This window comes from Nonlabens sp. (assembly GCF_965657255.1).
Lineage (GTDB): Bacteria > Bacteroidota > Bacteroidia > Flavobacteriales > Flavobacteriaceae > Nonlabens.
Genome location: NZ_CBFHNM010000002.1, coordinates 317,660 through 339,716 on the forward strand (window position 1 = coordinate 317,660; position 22,057 = coordinate 339,716).

Genomic DNA, 22,057 nt, shown 5'->3' on the forward strand with positions numbered 1-22,057 from the left:
TTTATTTTAGTAAATGCGCAATTTTAGAACGCAATTCTTCTTCATTTTGTGTGCCGATTACATATTGTTTATCGGTTGTTTTTATATGCAGGCCTTTAGATCCTTTTACGTTATAAATAGTTCCATAATCGGTCCAAAGACGGATACCCCAACCACCTACAAAACCATAATCAATTACTTTTGCAGTTTTAAGTTCTGACCAGTTCCATTTCTTTGTGATAAAAGGTACATATTCAACTATAATTTCAGTATCAGTAATAGTTGTAGTCATCTTTAGGGCTAAAAATAAAACCAAAAGACCTAGCGATATAACAGTTGGGATAATTTTATCAGTAGTGAATTGATCTGCAATATTTTCAGTCCAGTTGAATTGGAATATCGAAATCAAAAAAACTCCAACAACGATTAACCATAACCACCATTGTGTGAACTTTTGAGTTTCTTTAAAGAGAATTTTATCTATCATAAATACAATTCTTCAGGATAATGAATCTGAGTAAGAAATAAACCACTAGATGGCGCACTTGCTCCTGCTTCTCCTCTATCTTTTGATGCGATAATATCGTGCATACTTTCTACTGTTCTCTTTCCGTAACCTATTTCTAATAGCGTGCCGACTATAGCTCTTACCATATTACGTAAAAAACGATTTGCCGTAATATGAAAAATCACTTTATGTTCCTTTATTTCAAAACGCGCTTCTGTAAGATCGCAAATGAACGTTTTCACATCGGTATTTACCCTTGAAAAACACTCAAAATCCTTGTATTGTGGCAAAATCGCTGCAGCTTGTTGCATCAAATCAAAATCTGGTCTTCTAAACAAAACATAAGCCTGATTGACTTGAAAAGGATCTGGCCTTAACAAAAAATGATATTCGTAAGATCGTTTAGTCGCATGAAATCTTGCGTGTGCAGTTTCTACTACTGGTTTAATGTCATAAACAGCAATATCCTTAGGAATCCATCTATTCAAACGATAAATCAAATGTTCTAAATCTACATCACCTAAATAATCAAAATGCGCTACCATAAATGCTGCATGGACACCAGCATCTGTTCTTCCCGCGCCTTGAATTTTTATTTCCTGACGTAACATTTTTTGCAAACCGTCTTCCAGTACTTCTTGTACAGAAATACTTTGTGGTTGTCGTTGCCAGCCATGATAATTAGTACCATCATAAGCCAGTTCCATAAAATAACGTTGTGATTCTTGCATCGGGACAAAGATAAGAGTTATGAACTTGAAAATGAATTTGAAATCGAACTTGAAAATGAGGTCAGAATTGAAAAAATGTAATGGTTTTTGATAAATGACTAGCTCGTTGATCGCTGCGCTCACAACATTCCTGACAAAGGAAGAACGACTTTTCTCTCATTCATAGATACGGACTTCAGTACGCATCTATGAATATCAAAAGTGTTTTTTATCTTTTGTACCTGGACTTTCTGAAGGAAAAGCGAGTTGTCTTTTGTCTAGAGCCAAGTCCTTTTCATATCGAGATAGAACTGTCCAACTAGAAAACTCAACGACTCAACGACTCACAGATCAAACACTATCTTTGCAACATGAAAATATTACTACTTTCAGACACGCACAGTCACATTGATGATTTTGTACTTAAATATGTTCAACAAGCTGACGAAGTATGGCATGCTGGCGATATAGGAGATCTTAAAGTTACGGATCAAATTGCTGCCGTAAAACCTTTACGCGCTGTTTGGGGAAATATAGATGACGATAAAGCAAGGATGCAATTTCCAGAACACAATAGATTTAATTGTGAAGGAATGGATATATGGATAACTCATATAGGTGGATATCCAGGAAGATACAATCAGCGCGTACGTCCAGAAATTTATGATAATGCTCCTGATATATTTATTTGTGGACACTCGCATATTCTTAAAGTAGTCAACGATAAAAAGATAAATTGTTTACACATGAATCCAGGAGCAATAGGTATGCATGGATTTCATCAAAAACGTACCATGTTGCGATTTGAAATTAAAGATGGTAAGATTGGTAATCTAGAAGTTATTGAAAAAGACCGTAAATAATTTTCATTAGTAAAGTTCATTTTGATCTTATAATTCAAATTTCTTTTTGTTGTCTGAAAAAGTGGTGGAATAAAATCCGCTTTCGCGAAAGCGAGACAGAAAGAAAAAACCTCAATAAAAACAAAATCCTGCAAGGTGGCGCCTCACAGGATTTTTCACTAATATTACTAAGATTATTGCGTTTATCGTAATCGATCTGCAGATTTTACGAGTTGTTCATCCTTTCTTATTGCCTTGTTAGCCAAGACCAGTAAAACGATAGATAGGATAGGAATGAACATCCCAATGCCTTTCTCAGAAACCGCCGTTTCTCCAGACATCATTAGCGCTCGATATACATAAACTCCTAGTATAAAAAGATTAAGCATCAAATTTAAACGGTTGATCACAGTTTGCAGTTGTCTATTCTTAAAAATAAAAATAGCTATTAATGACATTACTGCGCTTACCATAAAGATACCAAAGTATAAACTTTCGTCCATACCTACAAACTCATTTCCTTCACCATCAATAAAATGTTCTACTGCCCAAATAAGCCCACCAGAAACAATAGCGGCAAGAAGTAAATATAAAGTTTGAATGCGTTGTATCATTATTGCCTTTTTAAAAGCAAAGCAAAAATATAACAATACACGTTAAAAGAACAACAGATATTAATTTTTTAATGTATCATTGCATCGCTAATAAGTTAACTTACTCTTTATAGGTTATCTAGCGGTATAAAATTTTTCTTATAAGTTTTAGACCTCATATTCCCCTGATAAATATTATACATTTCAAATAGATACATGTTTCAAATAGCTGATTTAAAATCTAAAAAACTTCCTGAATTACAGGAAATTGCAAAAGGACTTAGTGTTCCTAAATTCAAACAACTACGTAAATTAGATCTAGTCTATAAAATATTAGACCTACAAGCAGAAAACCCTGACAAGGTAAAAAGCCTAGATATAGAAGTTACTGATACTGCCCCTAAAACTGAAAAGAAAAAGAAAGAAGTTAAGGAAGTAAAAGAAAAAGCTGCTACAACTAAAAAACAAGAAGAAAAAAAAGAGCACAAACCTAGAGTTTCAAAAAAAGAAACAAAATCTGAAGAAAAAGACGATTTTGAAATCACAGAAGAAACATTAAAAGGCCGTAAAGATCCTAGCAAACCTAATCCTAGACCTCGCAAAGCAAAAAAGGTAATAAAAAAGCCTAGTAAAGAAGCTAGCGATAAACAAAAAGACTCTGCCCAAAACACGTCTACAGATACTGCAGATGCCACAAAAGAAAACGGTAAGGATACTGTTAGTGATAGAAACGACAACCGCAATAGTCGTCAGAAAACACAGCGAACTAATAATTCACAAAACAACGTTCCTAAAGGAAATAAAGATAATCGCAACCGTTACCGCGATCCTGATTTTGAATTTGATGGAATCATTGAAAGTGAAGGTGTACTAGATATGATGCCAGATGGTTATGGTTTCTTGCGCAGCAGTGACTACAACTATCTAGCAAGTCCAGATGATATATATGTATCACAATCACAAGTACGCCTTTTTGGTCTGAAAACTGGAGATACCGTTTTAGGTATGGTACGACCTCCTAAAGAAGGAGAAAAGTATTTTCCTTTGATTAAAATTTCACAAATCAATGGATTAGATCCTCAAGTAGTGCGCGATCGTGTGTCCTTTGAACATCTCACGCCACTTTTTCCAGAAGAAAAATTTGATCTTGCAGGTAGACGTGCTAGTATTTCTACTCGTGTAATGGATCTTTTTGCTCCTATAGGTAAAGGACAGCGTGGTATGATAGTAGCGCAACCTAAAACTGGTAAAACCATGCTGCTTAAAGATATTGCAAACGCAATTGCTGCAAATAATCCAGAAGTTTATCAATTGATATTATTAATTGACGAGCGTCCAGAAGAAGTAACTGACATGCAACGTAATGTAGATGGTGAGGTTATCGCATCTACTTTTGATAAGGAAGCACATGACCATGTAAAGGTGGCAAACATCGTTCTTGAAAAAGCAAAACGTATGGTAGAATGTGGTCACGATGTTGTGATTTTACTAGACTCGATTACGCGTCTGGCTCGTGCTTATAATACGGTGCAACCTGCAAGTGGTAAAGTCCTTTCTGGTGGTGTAGATGCAAATGCGTTACATAAACCTAAACGATTCTTTGGTGCTGCTCGTAACATAGAAGGCGGTGGATCGCTATCTATTATTGCTACTGCTCTTACAGAGACCGGTTCTAAGATGGACGAGGTTATCTTTGAAGAATTCAAAGGAACTGGTAATATGGAATTACAACTGGATAGGAATATATCTAACCGTCGTGTTTTCCCAGCTATCGATTTAACCTCATCTTCTACGCGTCGTGATGACCTTTTACATGATGAGCAAACAATGAAACATATGTGGATTTTACGCAAATATCTTGCAGACATGAATCCAGTTGAAGCAATGGAGTTCATTTCTCAGAAAATGAAACAAACTCGTAATAACGAGGAGTTTCTTGCAACAATGAATGAGTAACAAATCTCAATTAATAAAAATGCTCTATCCTAGCAGATAGAGCGTTTTTTTATATAGTGTCAACTGTTCTTAATGTTTTTGCTTTCGCGAAAGCGGATTTAATTCCATCTTTTTATAAAACAGTAACTTTACCCTTGTACGTATCAATAAGCAGTTGTGTGGTCCGTACAATAAGTTACCTTTAAAAGTAATTAATAAAAAATATATACAATGAGTGACGTAAGTTCACGTTACTCGATCATAATCTATACAATGAAATATCTTTTTTTATCACTAGCATTTACTATTTGTTCATTTTTATCAGCGCAAAACCAAGAATCTGAAACAAAATCAATAGACACGCAATTCAAGGAATTAATTGAATCATCAAATAGTTTTAAAGAATACAAAGTAGTTAAAAAGGCTAAAATCCATGATTTGCGCAAAAACACTAATGAACACATTGAAGAACTTAATAAAAATATAAGTTCGTTACAAAATGATATTTCTGAAAAAGATAGTAAAATAAATACTCTAGAAAATAAATTATCTAGTGTTAACAATAGTTTATCTGATGTAAACGCAGAAAAGGACTCCATGAATTTTTTAGGAATACAAACTAAAAAAGGAGTTTACAATATGATCGTATGGTCTATTGTAGGTATTTTAGGTTTTCTATTTGTATTTATGAGTTTGAGATTTAAAAATAGCAACGACACTACTAAAGAAACTAAAATTCAACTTCAAACTACAGAGGAGGAATTAGAAGAATTGAGACGTAAGTCCATAGAAAAGGAACAGAAGCTAGGAAGACAACTTCAAGACGAGCGTAACAAAGTATCTAAACTTAAAGGAGATAAATAGATCTTAATTAATAAATAGAATAATATCAAAATCGGTGATCTAAATTTGAACATCGATTTTTTTATATTTTAAATTATTTGCAGTACCTAAATACATTTTATCTTTCTATCGTTAAACCTATCTCAACTCACAATATTTTAAGACTTCCCTTATTGCTTTGTTACTATCTTAAAGAAAAAACAAATAATTATGGAAAGTGTAAAAACTGAAAAATATTTAAATGCATTATTAGAGAAAACTTATGATGCACAACGTGGTTATGCTAATGCTGCTGAAGTTACAGAACATGTTCAATTAAAAAGATGGTTAGCACAACAAGGTGCAAGACGTACAGAATTTGCAGCATCCCTTGCCGGAGAAATAAAAGGTATGAATGCAACTCCAGAATTAGATGGATCTGTAGCTGGCGATTTACATAGAGGATGGATGAGCATTAAAGCAGCCTTAAGTCTTAATAAAGATGAATCCATTTTAGAAGAATGTTTAACCGGAGAAAAGGCAGCAATCGAAGAATATAATGATGTGTTATCACATAAAAATGAACTGTCACCAACATTAGTTACCGTACTAGAGGCACAGAAAGATGAAATAAAAGCAACTATTAATAAGGTCAATACATTAGAAGATTTTGCTGAGGATCATGACATATAGAGTATATAAATTTTAAGAAGCCGCTTATTCAGCGGCTTTTTTTATGGTCATAATTTCCGTTTTAACTTATTTTAACATGATGCGATAAACACAATAATTACCTTGCTTACTTAAACTAATTCTTTTTATTTATGAAATTAAAGAACATTATAGTTGTGGCATTCTTTGTTACAGCTTTCATCTCTTGCAAGAATAATAGACAAGATACAGAACTGATAGAAACTAGTACTTCTCAGGAAATAAGTATTCCATTTGAAAAACACGTCTTAGATAATGGACTTACCGTTATATTTCACATAGATAAATCTGATCCAGTTGTTGCTGTTGCACTTACAGCACATGTAGGAAGTGCTAGGGAAAAAGAAGGAAAAACTGGATTTGCTCATCTATTTGAGCACCTTTTATTTTTAGAATCTGAAAATTTAGGTAAAGGTGGACTAGACGCTATGAGCGCAAGAATAGGTGGATCAGGGGCAAATGGATCTACTAGTCGCGACGTAACTAATTACTATCAAACCGTGCCTAAAGATGCACTAGAAAAGATGATCTGGGCAGAAGCAGATAAGCTGGGCTACTTTATCAACACTGTTACAGAACCGGTTCTTGCCAAGGAAAAACAAGTTGTAAAAAATGAAAAAAGACAAAGCGTTGATAATAATGCTTATGGTCATGAGTCTTATGTAGTAGGTAAAAACCTTTATCCAGCAGGCCATCCATACAACTGGCAGGTAATAGGCTCTTTAGAAGATTTACAAAACGCTTCTCTTCAAGATGTGAAGGATTTTTACAACGATTGGTACACACCTAATAATACAGTTCTAACAATAGCTGGTGATTTTGAAAGTGATCAAGCTTTAGAATGGGTAAAGAAATATTTTGGCGAAATTAAAAAAGGAAAAGAAGTTACTAAAACAAAAGTACAGCCCGTAGAATTAGTGAATACTAAGAATCTATATTACGAGGATAATTTTGCACAGACGCCACGTTTGGGAATGACATGGCCTACTGTTCCTAACTATCATGAGGATTCTTATGCATTAGATATTCTAGGAACTTATTTGTCTAATGGAAAAAAAGCACCGTTAAATAAAGTCGTTGTAGAAGGAGATCAACTAGCAGATCAGGCTTATGCATATAATTACACTTCAGAACTTGCAGGACAATTCGGTATTGTAGCAAGAGCTTATGATGGTGTTGACCTGGATAGTATCCTAATTAGTGTTGAAAAGGCCATGACTTTATTTGAAGAAAACGGTATTTCTCAAGAAGATCTAGATCGTATTAAAACCGGTCAAGAAACCGATTTTTATCAGGGATTATCCAGTGTTCTTGGAAAAGGATTTCAATTAACACAATATGAAATTCTTGCTGGAGACGCAGGCTTTTTAACTCAGGATGTTAAGAATATGCAAGCCGTATCTAAAGAAGATGTTCTACGAGTATATAATAAATACATTAAAGATCAACATTATGTAATGACTAGTTTTGTTCCTAAAGGAAGTGCTGATCTAGCTGTAAACAATGCACAGCCTGCTCTAGTAGTTGAAGAAAAAATAATAGAAGGTGCAGAAGAATCTTTTGATGCAAGTATTGCAGCAGAATATGAAAGGACTCCATCTAGTTTTGATAGATCCATAGAGCCTGCTTATGGAGCAGCACCTCAGTTAGCTATCCCTAATGTGTATCAAGAAACCTTATCTTCAGGTATAAAAGTATTAGGAATTGAAGATAACGAAGTGCCATTAGTACAGTTACAATTAGAAATAAAAGGTGGCATGTTACTGGAAGACATGAATAAAATAGGAGTGTCTGGAATGCTTGCCGAATTAATGAATAAAGGAACAGCTACTAAAACACCTGCTCAATTAGAAGAAGCTATTGATCAACTAGGCGCTTCAATAAATTTTACATCAGGAAAAAGTAGTATTTCAGTTAATGCTAGTTCTTTGTCACGTAATTATACTACTGTGATGAAATTAATTAATGAAATAGTATTAGAACCTAGATGGGACAAAAATGAATTTGATTTGATTAAACAACAAACTTTAAGTCAAATACAGCAACAACAAGCAAGTCCTAGAGCCATAGCTGGAAACGAATTTGATAAATTGATGTTTGGCAACGATCATATTCTTGCCCAAAATAATTTAGGAACAAAAGAAAGTGTAGAGAATATTACTTTAGAAGATTTGAAAAATTATTATCATAAAAACATTTCTCCTCAAATCACTAGTTTCAAAATTGTAGGAGACATAACTAAAAATGAAGTTACCTCATCATTAGAAATACTAGACAAAAATTGGACCAGTAAAGAAGTGGTTATTCCAGAAATTGCTTCTGTAGATAAACCGGACACGTCTAAGGTATATTTTTATGATGTTCCTAATGCAAAGCAATCTATTTTGAAATTTGGTTATCCAGCTTTAAAATCTACAGATCCAGATTACTATAAAGTACAAATTTTGAATTATCGTTTAGGTGGTGGTGGTTTTGCATCACAATTGACACAGCAATTGCGCGAAGGAAAAGGATACACTTATGGGATAAGATCTAGTTTTGATGGTTCACCTGAATCTGGTTCATTTTCCATTTCCAGCGGTGTAAGATCTAATGTTACTTTTGAATCTACAGCTTTAATAAGAGACATTTTAAAAAATTATGGCACATCATTTACTGAAGAAGACCTAGAGGTGACAAAAAGCTACATGATAAAGTCTAGTGCTAGAGCATTTGAATCTCAAGGAGCAAAATTAAGAATGCTTTCTAACATCCAGGAAGATCAATTGCCAGTAGACTATGCTCTACAACGACAAGATGAAGTGAAAAACTTAAGTATAGAAGACATTAAAAATCTTTCAAAGCAATACATACATTCTGATAGAATGATTTACTTAATCGTAGGAGACAAAGCAACACAGTTAGGCAAACTTGAGAAGCTAGGATTTGGCAAACCAGTTTTATTAAATTAAAAACATCAAACAAAAAAATGGCTTTCCATTAATGGAAAGCCATTTTTATATGAATAATTCTAGAATTATTTAGCTGGCATTAATACAGCATCCACTACATGAACAACACCATTAGATTGCTTAACATCAGCAGCAGTCACGGTAGCTGTTCCACCTTTTGCGTCCTTAATCATTACCTTTCCGTCTACCACCATAGCCGTTAACATTTCTCCGTTAACAGTGGCAAAAGATGTTTTTCCTTTACCTTCTTCGATCATTTTCATAAGATCACCAGCCATAACATTACCAGAAACAACGTGATACGTTAGAATACCGCTAAGTGTTGCTTTGTTTTCTGGTTCTAAAAGAGTTTCCACAGTACCAGCTGGTAATGCCGCAAAAGCTGTATTAGTTGGAGCAAATACAGTAAAAGGCCCTTCACTACTTAAAGTTTCTACTAATCCAGCTGCAGATACAGCTGCCACAAGAGTAGAAAGATCTTTACTAGTTGATGCGTTCTCCACAATATTCATATCAGGATACATCATCGCACCATTAAGATTCATAGCAGTGGCATCTCTTTCCATTTTTGCTTTTTCCACCATTTCAAGAGAATCTGCTTTTTTTTCAGCCATTTCTTGTTCCATCTTCAAATCTGCAGCTGCATTTTCAGCCTCTTCATCTTTACAAGATACCAATACTGTAGAAGAAGCAATTGCCGCTATAAATAATGTTTTTGTAATTTTCATAATTATTTAATTTTGTTATTTACCTCAAATCTATGGTAATAGAAACCATAAATATGTTATGAATATGTTAGTTTGTTGTGGAATTATCAAAACATTAACTCTTATTAAATGAATATAAGAGCAAGCATAGTAATTCATATATCTAAGTCTTTTTACCTTTCTTATAACAAAGAGTTAAATGGATTCTTAACCCTTATTTATCTAGTCTAGGAAGTATTTTTTGATTTTCTCCTAGCATGGCAAAAAACTTATCTAGATTTGGCATAATTACAATTTTAGTTCTTCGGTTTTTTGCCATATTATCTTCAGAATCATTAGAAACCAAGGGATCATAACTAGACCTACCAGAAACTATTAGTTGACTTGGTTGCAGGTTAAATTTAGACTCTAACCTTCTTACAATCGCAGCACTTCTTTCTGCACTCAAGTCCCAGTTATCTTTGATGTAACTTCCTTTTTTGACCGTAGGATTATCTGTATGACCTTCTACAAGAACTTCTAACGACAGCTCAGATTTTACAACACTTGCAATACGTTCTAGGATATTGTCTGCATCATTTCTCACGCCATCATTTTGTTAAACAATGTAACAATTAAGTTAACTGACACTCATTATCAACACTTAAGAAAAAATAATTAATAAACAACAATACATTTTTCTCAATTAAAGTAATCGACCACGATTTAAAGAACATATCAAATGTCCCTAATTCAATTCCATATTTATTGTTCTTCCGCTTTCGCGAAAGCGGAATGTTATATTTAAAATTGACTCAAAATAATTAGGAGAAATTAAAAAAAGTTGCATTGATTTATGATAATTAGCTATATTAGTGCTAAATTGTTATATTTATGCTAAATTACTATAGCTTATGAAAATTTGCCCTAGTTGTTCTTCTGGAAATCAGATAAAAAGTGGTGTGATTAATGGAAGGCAGCGCTATAAATGTAAGGATTGTAATTACTATTTTACAGTAGACAAAATAGGTAAAAAGATAGACGATTACTACGTTAATAAAGCACTACAACTTTACTTAGAAGGATTGACATACAGAGAAATAGAACGCATACTAGGCATATCGCATGTAAGTATTTTAAACTGGGTAAAAAAGTATAATATCAAGCGACCTAGTAATACAAAATATCATCCCACTTATAAAATTCTAAACGCAACAGAATTAGGCGAGTACTTCTCAAACTCTCAAAATATAAAAGGGGCAGGCGCTGTAGTTACTGAACTAGGTGATAAGTTCATGTTGATACAGTGGGAACGTTTTAAAGATTAAAACTATAGTAATTAACAAATAAATATATTAAATTTTAATTAACATAAGATTTTGTTGAGGTTAGCAGTGCGGTTAGAAATTGATTTCTAATCCATTTAAGTCAACTAATTACAAACTCTTATGAAAAACAAGTACTCCTTTTTACTTTCTTTTTTATTCTTGGCTACCTCAATAGGAATGGCTCAAGGCTCTTCAGAATATACTGGCGGCATGAAAGTAAAACTTAATGAAGATGGAAGTAAATACTTTCGAATCATTTCCTGGGCGCAGTTTTGGGCACAACATTCAGATAATGAATCGCTCAATAGTTTTGGAAATGAAGAAAGCGATTTGAACTTTTCTATACGTAGAGCACGTGTATTGATGTATGCACAGATCTCTAAGAAATTTTTGATTCTAACTCATTTTGGACTTAATAGTCAGAATGCAGGAAACTTAAGTCCAACTGGGCAAAGCTCTCAATCCCAATTATTCTTTCATGACGTATGGGGAGAATGGTCACTAGATACCAACCATGCTATAGGTGGTGGATTGCATTACTGGAATGGAATCTCTAGAGCAAATAACCAAAGTACTTTAAACATGTTAACGCTGGATAATAATCGCCAAAGTTGGTCTACCATAGGATTGAGTGACCAGTTTGCACGTCATATGGGTGTTTACATGAAAGGTAAATTTGGCAAACTGCAATACCGTGTATCTGTAAATGAGGCCTTAAATAATGGATTAGACGTAAACGGTATTCCAGCAGCAGATGATGCGACTTATAATGGTCGTGCTATTTTAGGTGGTGCAGATGCAGGAAAGAATTTTGCAGGATACTTCGACTATCATTTTCTAGATCAAGAAAGTAACTTTTTACCATATAAAGTAGGTTCTTACATAGGTGGCAAAAAAGTATTCAATGTAGGAGCAGGTTTTTTCTATCATCCTAATGGTTCTGTATCCTTAAACAACGCAGGAGGTTTTCAAGGAGAAGATGTAGCAATATTTTCTGTAGATGCATTTTATGATGCGCCTATGGGTGAAAATGGAAGCGCCATTACCGCTTATGCACAATTCCAAAGCAATGATTATGGAACCAATTTCACCTTAGGACAGACCTATGAAACTGGCTCTATGTTCTATACGCATATAGGTTATCTATTACCAGGACAGTCAGATAAAATGATTAAAATCCAGCCTTATGTTTCTTATAACAATCGCAGTATAGATGCGATAGATGATAACGCGAGTCGCCTAGGAATAGGTGGTAATCTTTACTTCAGCGGTCATCATTCTAAACTATCACTGGAATATTCTAACCAAAAATATGGCAATCTAGATGCAGTAGGAACTGTGACTGTACAAGCCATGATTTACCTATAACATTTAAAAACAATCAATTATGTCAGATAAAAAATCTAACGCTTCAGCCTACTGGAAAGAGAATATAAAATACCTCTTCATCTTACTAGGCATCTGGTTTGTCGTTTCATACGGCGCTGGAATTCTATTTAAAGATACTTTAGACGAGTTCAGGCTTGGTGGTTTCAAACTCGGATTTTGGTTTGCACAGCAAGGTTCTATTTATGTCTTTGTGGTACTCATCTTTGTTTATGTACGTATCATGAATAAGCTGGATAAGAAATACGGCTACGACGAGAAGTAATAGAAATTAAACCTTTATGATTTCGCTTTCGCGAAAGCGAGACAACAACAAAAACAATAAACAATAAATAATAAACCTACTGCTCTAAAAAGAGTAGTCAATTAAACAAAATATTATGGATGTTCAAATGTGGACTTATATACTCGTAGGAGTAACCTTTGCCCTTTACATAGGGATTGCAATATGGACTCGTGCAGGTTCAACTAAAGAATTTTATGTCGCTGGTGGTGGCGTTTCACCACTTGCAAATGGTATGGCAACTGCTGCTGACTGGATGAGTGCCGCTTCCTTTATCTCTATGGCAGGAATCATATCTTTTGCCGGTTATGACGGCTCTGTTTATCTTATGGGATGGACTGGTGGATATGTGCTACTGGCTTTATTACTGGCACCTTACCTCAGGAAATTTGGGAAATTTACTGTACCTGATTTTATAGGTGATCGTTATTACTCAAAAACGGCTCGATTAGTAGCTGTATTTTGCGCACTACTGGTTTCATTTACTTACGTAGCTGGTCAAATGCGTGGTGTAGGACTCGTATTTTCTAGATTCCTAGAGGTCGATATCAATACAGGTGTGATTATAGGAATGATTATCGTTTTATTTTATGCCGTTCTAGGTGGTATGAAAGGAATCACTTATACGCAAGTAGCACAGTATTGTGTACTGATTTTTGCTTTTACCGTTCCAGCGATTTTTATATCTATACAAATGACTGGAAATCCTATCCCTCAACTAGGAATGGGAAGTACACTTGCTGATGGTTCTGGAACTTATTTACTAGATAAACTGGATGGACTGAGTACAGAGTTAGGTTTTGCCGCATATACAGATGGTTCTAAATCTACTATTGATGTATTTGCAATCACACTTGCTTTAATGGTAGGAACTGCTGGATTACCTCACGTAATTGTTCGTTTCTTTACTGTAAAACGTGTAAAAGATGCTCGTAAAAGTGCTGGATGGGCATTATTACTTATTGCTATTCTTTATACTATGGCACCTGCTGTTGCCGTATTTGCAAAAACAAACATGATAGATAACGTAGTAGGTAAATCTTATGAAAACCAGCCACAATGGTTAAAGAATTATGAAGACCTTGGACTTATCGCATGGACTGATAAAAATGGCGATGGTATCATTCAATACAGTCCTGGAAGTGCATTCATCGGTGATAAAAACACTCCATCTTTTAAAGATAAAGAGCGCACCGCACTAGGAAATCGACAAACAACTAATCCTAACATGTCTACGGCAAATGAACTTTATGTAGATAATGATATTATGGTACTGGCAAATCCTGAGATCGCAGACCTTCCAGGATGGGTGATAGCACTAGTTGCCGCAGGAGCATTAGCAGCAGCACTTTCTACGGCAGCTGGATTATTACTAGTAATCTCCTCTTCTGTTTCTCATGATTTAATTAAGAAAGTAGTTAACCCTAATATTTCTGAAAAAGGCGAATTAATCGCTGCACGTTTAAGTGCTGTAGGAGCAGTTTGTGTGGCAGGATATTTTGGTATCAATCCGCCGGGATTTGTGGCTGCGGTTGTGGCACTGGCCTTTGGACTAGCAGCAGCATCATTTTTCCCAGCTATTATTTTAGGGATTTTCTACAAGCGCATGAATAAAGAAGGTGCTATTGCAGGTATGGTAGTAGGAATCGTAACCATGTTATTATATATGGTAAAATACAGACTAGGCTGGATGGACGAGACATTACCAGGTAAAGAAGAATGGTGGTTCGGTATCTCGCCTGAAGGTTTTGGAACCATTGCCATGCTCATCAACTTTGTAGTTAGTCTAGTGGTATGTCATTTCACATCGCCACCACCGCAAGATGTGCAAGATATCGTTGAGAATATACGTATCCCTAGCGGGGCTGGAGAGGCTACTGGTCACTAAGTTTCCACGCAGGTGGAAATCTCAATAAGATGGAAATCTTCTGAATGAAAAACATTCATAATAAAATGTTCATATAGTTATACTGCAAGCTGCGCTTTACCTAAAAGCGCTGCTTGCTTTATTTCTTAAGGCTTGCAATAATTACGGTTTTGCAAAAGCGTGGATAACCATAAACCTAAACATCATAAAGTCTAAAAAGGATTAAAATAATTCCTAATTTAAGGCCATGAAAAAAAGACACCAGCAAAAACTCGTTATACTTTCCATAGGATTAATCCTATTCCTTAACATACCTATTATTTTTATTTTTAATAGTGATGCATCGGTTTTAGGGATTCCTGTGTTGTATGCTTATGTGTTTTTTGTGTGGTTAGTGAGTGTGATTATAACTTATACTGTTATCAATAGATATGCCTAGTTATGCCATCATATTAGTAATTATAGGATACCTGTCGCTGTTATTTGCTGTAGGGATTTGGGCAGACCGTAAATCCAAATCTAAATGGGTGCATAATCCATGGGTTTATGCCCTATCGCTGGCAGTATATTGTAGTGCGTGGACCTACTATGGTAGTGTAGGAATAGCAGCTACCAGTGGTGTGAGCTTTTTAACCACGTATCTAGGGCCTGTGATTGCATTGCCGTTGTGGATTATCATTATGAAACGTGTGGTGCTTATTTCTAAACAATATCAAGTTTCTAGTATAGCAGATTTTATCTCGCTGCGCTATGGAAATAATCGTTCTATAGGAGCTATAGTAACCGTGATTTGTGTAGTAGCTGTACTGCCATACATCGCCTTGCAACTTAAGGCCGTTTCTGAAACTTTTGATATTTTATCTGATGGAGTAAAGAGCACATCCATTCTTACAGACAGTACTTTTTATATTGCTGTATTGCTCGCTGTTTTTGTAGCACTTTTTGGAACACAAACATCAGATGCGTCGCGCAGGCGCAGTGGTCTCGTTTTTACCGTTGCGGTAGAAAGTGTTTTAAAATTAGTTTTCTTTTTAATCATAGGTATTTATGTGATCTTTTACTTGTTTAACGGCACGACAGATATTTATAATCAGATAAGCGCACTAGATGGTTTTGAAGAACTAGCCACGTTCACGAATATAGAGTCCAGTATCAACTGGTATTTTATGATAGCGCTATCGTTTTTTGCGATATTCTTATTGCCTAGACAGTTTCAGGTAAGTGTGGTAGAAAACACCTCTACCAGTCATTTAAAAAAGGCCAGTTGGGTTTTTCCACTGTACTTATTACTGTTTAATGTGTTCGTGATTTTTATCGCTTGGGCAGGAAAATTATTACTTTCCAGCGACCTTAACCCAGATTATTACACTTTATATATCCCTTTACAGCAAGGTCATCAGTTATTAGGGTTGATGGTCTTTTTAGGTGGTTTATCATCTGTGATTTCTATGGTGGTGGTAAGTGCGCTGGCACTAAGTACCATGATAAGTAACAACTTAATTATACCTTACGGATTTATAAAATTACTTAATAAAAGCAATCCTGAGGATAACGCGCAGCGTATTAAAAATGTGCGTCGTGTTTCCATATTCATACTCATTATAGGCGCTTATTTTTTCTATGTGAATTTTAATATCGAGTTGTCATTATTCAGTATAGGTTTAATTGCTTTTGTAATTATTGCACAACTTGCTCCAGCATTTTTTATAGGATTGTTTTGGAATCGAGGCAGTGCGATAGCTGCTAAAATGGGAATCCTAGCTGGTTCGATAGTCACTTTTTACACGCTTGCCATCCCATTTCTCAATGAAGTTTTTATCGATGGAAGCACTTTTGTAAGTGAAGGTCCAGCAGGAATTGCATTATTGAAACCCTATCAGCTTTTTGGAATTGATTTTATGCCACCAGTAACGCATGCGTTTTTCTGGTCCATGGTTTTTAATTTAATGTTTTACCTCATCTTCTCGGTAGTTTTTAAAGGAAACTATAGAGAACGTAACTATGCAGAACTTGTTGTTAACGCATCCAGTTATGGAGAACTAGAAGAAAATGCCTTTGTATGGCGAGGAGAAGCTTATGTGGCTGAAATTAAAAAAGCATTAGTGAGGTTTCTAGGAGAAAAACGCACCGCTAGGGCGCTAGATATTTTTTATCGCAAGTACGAGCTCAATCCACAAGAAGAAAAAGCCGATGCCCGACTGGTCAACTTTTCTGAAAAATTACTCACCGGTTCCATAGGTGCTGCCAGTGCAAAACTGATGATAAGTAGTGTGGTAAAAGAGCAACCAGTAACCTTGCCCGAAGTACTTAAAATACTAGAAGAAAATAAGGAAACTATAAGTGCAAACAAACAATTACAACAGCAATCACATGATTTAAAGCGCTTAAGCGATAGACTTAAAGATGCAAATCTTGCTCTAGTAGAAAAAGACCGCCAAAAAGACGAATTCCTAGATACTGTAGCACACGAGTTAAAAACGCCAACGGCATCCATAAGAGCCACCAGCGAAATACTAGCAGATGATGACGACATGCCTAAAGAATTAAAGCAAAAATTCTTAAATAATATTGTTAATGATGCTGACAGACTAGCCGTACTTATCACAAATATTCTGGACTTAGAAAAACTATCCAGTGGTCGTGATATTATGGATAAAAAGCAACACCTTTTAAAGGATACACTGGTTAAAGCGGTAGATGGAATCTATCAGCTTGCTTTACAAAAAGGAGTGCATATAGAAATAGAAACGGTAGAAAATGTAAGTCTTATTTATGACGAAGACCGCATATTACAAGTCTTTACTAATTTGTTGAGTAACAGTCTCAAATTTGTTCCAGAAAATACCGGAACCATTAAAATACAAACCCAACAATATGGCGATGAAATAGTAATGTCTTTTGAAGATAACGGTAAAGGAATACCACAAGAAGACATGCAGTACATTTTTGAGAAGTTTTACCAATCAAATAATCAGAACATTAAAAAACCCATAGGCAGTGGTATGGGACTTGCCATAAGCCGTCATATTATGGAAAATCACAACGGCACTCTTACCGTAGATGAAGAATTTCAAAATGGCGCACGATTTATAGTAGCATTAAAAACAGGAGGATTATGAAGAAGTTATTGATAGTAGATGATGAACCTAACATAGTCATGTCGCTGGAATATGCCTTCCAGAAACAAGGGTATAACGTATTTATAGCTCGTGATGGTAGCGAGGCGCTAGTGATTATGGAACGAGAAATACCAGATTTGGTGGTTCTTGATATTATGATGCCACAAGTAGATGGTTATGAGACTATTGAAATTATAAAGAAGAATCCCGCTTTCGCGAAAGCGAAAATCATATTCCTATCTGCTAAAAGTAAAGCAGCCGATATAGAAAAAGGATTGAGTCTAGGCGCAGATTTATATTTTACCAAGCCATTCTCAGTGAAGAAACTGATTGCAGCGGTGGATAATTTAATACGTATATAATCATGGATTACAATTCATTTTATTTGAATAGCATCAACAATCCCGAGCAGTTCTGGAAGGAACAAGCAAATGCTATTGAGTGGTTTCATAAACCACAAACTATACTCTCTAAAGATGCAAACGACTATTATCAGTGGTTTGAAGATGGAAGGACTAACTTGAGTTATTTATGCATAGACAAACATATTAAGGATGGTTATGGAGCGCAAAATGCGATTATTTATGACAGTCCAGTAACTGGTACAAAAGAATATATTACCTATGATATACTCCACGATGAGGTAGCTAGACTTGCTGGCGGACTGCAATCTCTAGGACTAGCAACAGGAGATACGTGCCTGATTTATATGCCTATGATACCGCAGGCTATTTATACCATGCTGGCTTGTGCAAGGTTAGGTGTGATTCACTCAGTAGTTTTTGGCGGTTTTGCACCACATGAGTTAGCGATACGTATAGATGATTGTAAACCTAAAGCAGTAATTACCGCATCTCATGGAGTAGAGATAGAACGTGTAATTCCTTATAAACCTTTTGTAGATAAAGCAATTCAAGAAGCCGCTTATCAGCCAGAACATGTCATAGTATTTCAACGTGAAAATGGACCGTCTAGTGCGCCTAAAACCTATGACATAGATTATAACAAGCTCGTGGATAAGGCGACAAAAGTAGTTCCTGTTGCTCTTAAGTCCACACATCCATCTTATATTTTATATACCTCAGGAACAACGGGAACACCTAAGGGAATCATAAGAGATACCGGCGGTTATGCTACAGCGCTCAAGTTCTCTATGAAAAATGTGTACGGAGTAAATGAAGGAGAAACGTACTGGGCAGCTAGTGATGTAGGTTGGGTAGTAGGTCATAGCTACATAGTTTATGCACCATTAATAAATCGCAATACCACTATCTTATTTGAAGGGAAACCCATAAAAACTCCCGATGCTAGTACTTTCTGGAGAGTGATAAGCGAGCATCAAGTTAATGTTATGTTCACTGCTCCTACTGCCATAAGAGCGATAAAGAAGGATGACCCTAATGGTGGTTTTATTAAAAAGTATGATATTTCATCCTTAAGGTATCAATTTCTAGCAGGCGAGCGCTGTGATGCGGCAACACTAAAATGGACTCAACAACATCTTAACATTCCTGTCATAGACCACTGGTGGCAAACAGAAAGTGGCTGGCCCATGCTGGCAAATATGGCTGGTGTGGAGCTCTTACCAGTACCATCTGGTAGTGCTGGAAAACCAGTTTGTGGTTATGATATACAAGTGCTTGATGAAAACGGCAACCCTGCAGCAGCAAATGAAGAAGGTTACATCAGTATTAAATTACCATTGCCTCCAGGAACATTACTCAATATATGGGGTAATACAGAGCGTTTTAAGAAAGGATATCTAGAGCGTTTCTCAGGCTATTATTCTTCTGGTGATGGTGGTTATAAAGATGAAAACGGTTATGTTTTTATTACTGGTCGTGTAGACGATATTATAAATGTTGCTGGACACAGACTCTCCACTGCCGAAATGGAAGAAATCGTCTCCAGCCATCCAGATGTGGCAGAGTGTGCGGTTTTTGGCATCTATTGCGATTTAAAAGGACAACAGCCACTGGGATTAATTGTTCTTAAAACCGATAGTTCTAATCCACTAAGTGAAGTGCCACAACAGATTATTAAAAACGTACGTCATGAAATAGGTGCTGTAGCCTCCTTTAAAAATGTACTAATTGTAAACAGGTTACCTAAAACACGTAGCGGTAAAATATTAAGAAAACTACTGCGCAACATCGCAGACGAACACGAGTTCAAAATTCCTTCTACCATAGATGATGTAGAAATCATTAACGAGATTATGACGGTTTATAAAACACACCTTATAGGAATACATCAATAAAAAATTAATTGAAAATATATTATTATGAGTAATTACCATATCAAACACCTTGAAGAATACTGGCAAGTTTATAGAAAATCAGTACGTAACCCAGAAAGTTTTTGGGAAGAAATCGCAGAGGAACATTTCCTGTGGCGCAAGAAATGGGATAACGTTTTGAGCTGGGATTTCTCTAAACCTGAAGTAAAGTGGTTTGAAGGTGCAAAACTGAATATTACAGAAAACTGTATAGACAGGCATCTCGCTACCAGAGCAGATAAAACAGCGATTTTGTTTGAACCTAACGACCCTAGTGAAGGTGCGCAACATATCACGTATAAAGAATTACACGAGCGCGTCTCTCAATTTGCAAATGTGCTTAAAGAGCAAGGCATAGAAAAAGGAGACCGCGTTTGTATCTATTTACCTATGATTCCAGAGCTGGCTATTTCTGTACTGGCATGTGCCAGAATAGGAGCGGTACATTCTGTAGTTTTTGCAGGATTTAGCGCTACAGCACTAGCAACTCGTATCAACGATTGTGATTGTAAAATGGTGATATGTAGTGATGGAAGTTACCGTGGTAAGAAATCTATAGACTTAAAAAGTATAGTAGATGAAGCACTAGAAAGCTGCACAGGAGTGACTACTAACCTAGTTGTAAAAAGAACAGGCGGCGATGTAACTATGAAAGAAGGTCGTGATATCTGGATACAACCTTTATTAGATAAAGCTAGCAAAAACTGTCCAGCTACCATAGTAGATGCTGAAGACCCATTATTTATATTATACACTTCTGGATCAACCGGTAAACCTAAAGGGATGGTTCATACTACTGGTGGTTATATGGTTTATACGGCTTATAGTTTTAAGAATGTATTCCAGTATCGAGAAAATGATGTGTACTGGTGTACGGCAGACATAGGCTGGATAACTGGTCATAGTTACATCGTTTACGGACCGCTGGCAAATGGCGCTACAACCGTCATGTTTGAAGGAGTACCATCGTATCCAGATTATGGACGTTTCTGGGAAATTGTAGAAAAGCATGAAGTCACTCAATTTTACACAGCACCTACTGCGATACGAGCACTGGCCAAAGAGAATATAGATTTTGTAAATAAATATGATTTGTCTAGTTTAAAAGTTCTAGGTACTGTAGGAGAACCTATTAATGAAGAGGCATGGCACTGGTATAATGATAATATAGGTAAAAACCATAGTCCTATAGTAGATACCTGGTGGCAAACAGAAACTGGCGGAATCATGATAAGTCCGATTCCTTATTCTACACCTACCATACCTACTTTTGCGACCTTACCATTACCAGGAATTCAACCTACGTTAATGGATGAAAACGCAAACGAAATTAAAGGAAATCAAGTAGAAGGACGTTTATGCATCAGATATCCGTGGCCATCTATGGCACGTACTATTTATGGGAATCACGAGCGTTATAGGGATACATATTTTAGCGCTTATAAAGGAATGTATTTTACAGGAGATGGCGCACGTCGCGATGCTGTAGGTTATTATAGAATTACTGGTCGTGTGGATGATGTTATTATAGTGAGCGGTCATAATCTAGGAACCGCACCTATAGAAGATGCTATAAATGAACATCCAGCAGTTGCCGAAAGTGCGATCGTAGGTTTCCCACACGATATTAAAGGAAACGCACTTTATGGCTATATCACCTTGAAAGAAACTGGTGAAGGACGCGATCATGATAATCTACGCAAAGAAATTAATCAGTTGATAACAGACCGCATAGGTCCTATCGCAAAGCTGGATAAAATTCAGTTTACCAATGGATTGCCTAAAACACGTAGTGGTAAAATCATGCGCCGTATTTTAAGAAAAATAGCAAGTAAAGAAACTGGCAACTTAGGTGATACTAGTACCTTATTGAATCCTGAAGTGGTTCAAGAAATTATGGATACCGCATTGGTATAAAATTTAGATGGTTATTATCTCGCTTCCGCGAAAGCGGAATTGATACAAATCCTGCTTTTATCTTAAAGCAGGATTTTTTATATGTAAAAGTTAGAATTACTATGTGTAATGTATCAGGCACTAAATGAAATGAAAACATATA

19 protein-coding genes are annotated in these 22,057 nt (G+C 35.8%); 14 read left to right on the forward strand and 5 right to left on the reverse strand.

The features are described from left to right. Position 1: 1 nt before the first annotated feature. Both ACTF54_RS03990 and truA read right to left on the reverse strand, forming a co-directional pair. Positions 2–466, reverse strand: coding sequence for a hypothetical protein (locus tag ACTF54_RS03990; RefSeq protein ID WP_347195908.1), 465 nt, complete (start codon positions 464–466; stop codon positions 2–4). Further along, positions 463–1,218, reverse strand: coding sequence for a tRNA pseudouridine(38-40) synthase TruA (gene truA / locus ACTF54_RS03995; RefSeq protein ID WP_347195909.1), 756 nt, complete (start codon positions 1,216–1,218; stop codon positions 463–465). Before truA ends, ACTF54_RS03990 begins: the two co-directional genes overlap by 4 nt. Positions 1,219–1,568: 350 nt before the next feature. Here truA and ACTF54_RS04000 point away from each other — a divergent pair, with 350 nt between their 5' ends. Then, positions 1,569–2,060 (forward strand): metallophosphoesterase family protein, encoded by a 492-nt coding sequence (locus tag ACTF54_RS04000; protein ID WP_347195910.1) that lies wholly within the window; start codon positions 1,569–1,571, stop codon positions 2,058–2,060. Positions 2,061–2,242: 182 nt separating this feature from the next. Here ACTF54_RS04000 and ACTF54_RS04005 read toward each other — a convergent pair whose 3' ends face one another. Beyond that, on the reverse strand, positions 2,243–2,653 hold the full coding sequence (locus ACTF54_RS04005) for a DUF4293 domain-containing protein (protein WP_347195911.1): 411 nt from the start codon (positions 2,651–2,653) through the stop codon (positions 2,243–2,245). Between the two features lie 195 nt (positions 2,654–2,848). Between ACTF54_RS04005 and rho the strand changes: the two genes are divergently transcribed. The 4 genes from rho to ACTF54_RS04025 all read left to right on the forward strand — a co-directional run bounded on the left by rho (position 2,849) and on the right by ACTF54_RS04025 (position 9,051). Then, positions 2,849–4,588: a transcription termination factor Rho gene (gene rho / locus ACTF54_RS04010; RefSeq protein ID WP_347195912.1), complete on the forward strand. Its 1,740-nt coding sequence runs from the start codon at positions 2,849–2,851 to the stop codon at positions 4,586–4,588. A gap of 252 nt (positions 4,589–4,840) precedes the next feature. Beyond that, complete coding sequence (locus ACTF54_RS04015) at positions 4,841–5,431, forward strand: hypothetical protein (protein ID WP_347195913.1); 591 nt, start codon at positions 4,841–4,843, stop codon at positions 5,429–5,431. 189 nt (positions 5,432–5,620) lie between these two features. Beyond that, a complete protein-coding gene (locus ACTF54_RS04020; RefSeq protein WP_347195914.1) occupies positions 5,621–6,082 on the forward strand; it encodes a ferritin-like domain-containing protein in 462 nt (153 codons plus the stop codon). Positions 6,083–6,213: 131 nt separating this feature from the next. Beyond that, positions 6,214–9,051: a M16 family metallopeptidase gene (locus tag ACTF54_RS04025; RefSeq protein WP_347195915.1), complete on the forward strand. Its 2,838-nt coding sequence runs from the start codon at positions 6,214–6,216 to the stop codon at positions 9,049–9,051. 65 nt (positions 9,052–9,116) lie between these two features. Here the strand turns inward: ACTF54_RS04025 and ACTF54_RS04030 are convergent, their stop codons facing one another. Continuing rightward, positions 9,117–9,635, reverse strand: coding sequence for a fasciclin domain-containing protein (locus ACTF54_RS04030; protein ID WP_347195941.1), 519 nt, complete (start codon positions 9,633–9,635; stop codon positions 9,117–9,119). Positions 9,636–9,972: 337 nt separating this feature from the next. Then, entirely contained in the window at positions 9,973–10,344 is a 372-nt protein-coding gene (locus ACTF54_RS04035) for an OmpA/MotB family protein (protein ID WP_347195916.1), read from the reverse strand. 307 nt (positions 10,345–10,651) lie between these two features. On the opposite strand from ACTF54_RS04035, the gene ACTF54_RS04040 reads away from it, so the two are divergent. The 9 genes from ACTF54_RS04040 to acs all read left to right on the forward strand — a co-directional run bounded on the left by ACTF54_RS04040 (position 10,652) and on the right by acs (position 21,915). Continuing rightward, positions 10,652–11,065 carry an IS1/IS1595 family N-terminal zinc-binding domain-containing protein gene (locus ACTF54_RS04040; RefSeq protein WP_347195917.1) on the forward strand — a complete coding sequence of 138 codons (414 nt, stop codon included), beginning with the start codon at positions 10,652–10,654 and terminating at the stop codon, positions 11,063–11,065. A 120-nt stretch (positions 11,066–11,185) separates the two neighbouring features. After that, positions 11,186–12,433, forward strand: a complete 1,248-nt coding sequence (locus tag ACTF54_RS04045) for a hypothetical protein (protein WP_438968804.1) — start codon at positions 11,186–11,188, stop codon at positions 12,431–12,433. A gap of 19 nt (positions 12,434–12,452) precedes the next feature. Continuing rightward, positions 12,453–12,716, forward strand: a complete 264-nt coding sequence (locus ACTF54_RS04050; RefSeq protein WP_347195919.1) for a DUF4212 domain-containing protein — start codon at positions 12,453–12,455, stop codon at positions 12,714–12,716. A 115-nt stretch (positions 12,717–12,831) separates the two neighbouring features. Beyond that, positions 12,832–14,622, forward strand: a complete 1,791-nt coding sequence (locus tag ACTF54_RS04055) for a sodium:solute symporter family protein (RefSeq protein ID WP_347195920.1) — start codon at positions 12,832–12,834, stop codon at positions 14,620–14,622. A gap of 226 nt (positions 14,623–14,848) precedes the next feature. After that, the gene (locus ACTF54_RS04060; protein ID WP_347195921.1) at positions 14,849–15,040 is read left to right on the forward strand and encodes a hypothetical protein; all 192 of its coding nucleotides are present in this window, start codon (positions 14,849–14,851) and stop codon (positions 15,038–15,040) included. Then, positions 15,033–17,720, forward strand: a complete 2,688-nt coding sequence (locus ACTF54_RS04065) for an ATP-binding protein (RefSeq protein WP_347195922.1) — start codon at positions 15,033–15,035, stop codon at positions 17,718–17,720. The genes ACTF54_RS04060 and ACTF54_RS04065 overlap by 8 nt, the downstream gene beginning before the upstream one ends. After that, positions 17,717–18,082 (forward strand): response regulator transcription factor, encoded by a 366-nt coding sequence (locus ACTF54_RS04070; protein ID WP_347195923.1) that lies wholly within the window; start codon positions 17,717–17,719, stop codon positions 18,080–18,082. The genes ACTF54_RS04065 and ACTF54_RS04070 overlap by 4 nt, the downstream gene beginning before the upstream one ends. A 2-nt stretch (positions 18,083–18,084) precedes the next feature. Then, positions 18,085–19,980: an acetate--CoA ligase gene (locus ACTF54_RS04075; RefSeq protein WP_438968805.1), complete on the forward strand. Its 1,896-nt coding sequence runs from the start codon at positions 18,085–18,087 to the stop codon at positions 19,978–19,980. Between the two features lie 24 nt (positions 19,981–20,004). Continuing rightward, a complete protein-coding gene (gene acs, locus ACTF54_RS04080) occupies positions 20,005–21,915 on the forward strand; it encodes an acetate--CoA ligase (RefSeq protein WP_347195925.1) in 1,911 nt (636 codons plus the stop codon). Positions 21,916–22,057: the final 142 nt, after the last annotated feature.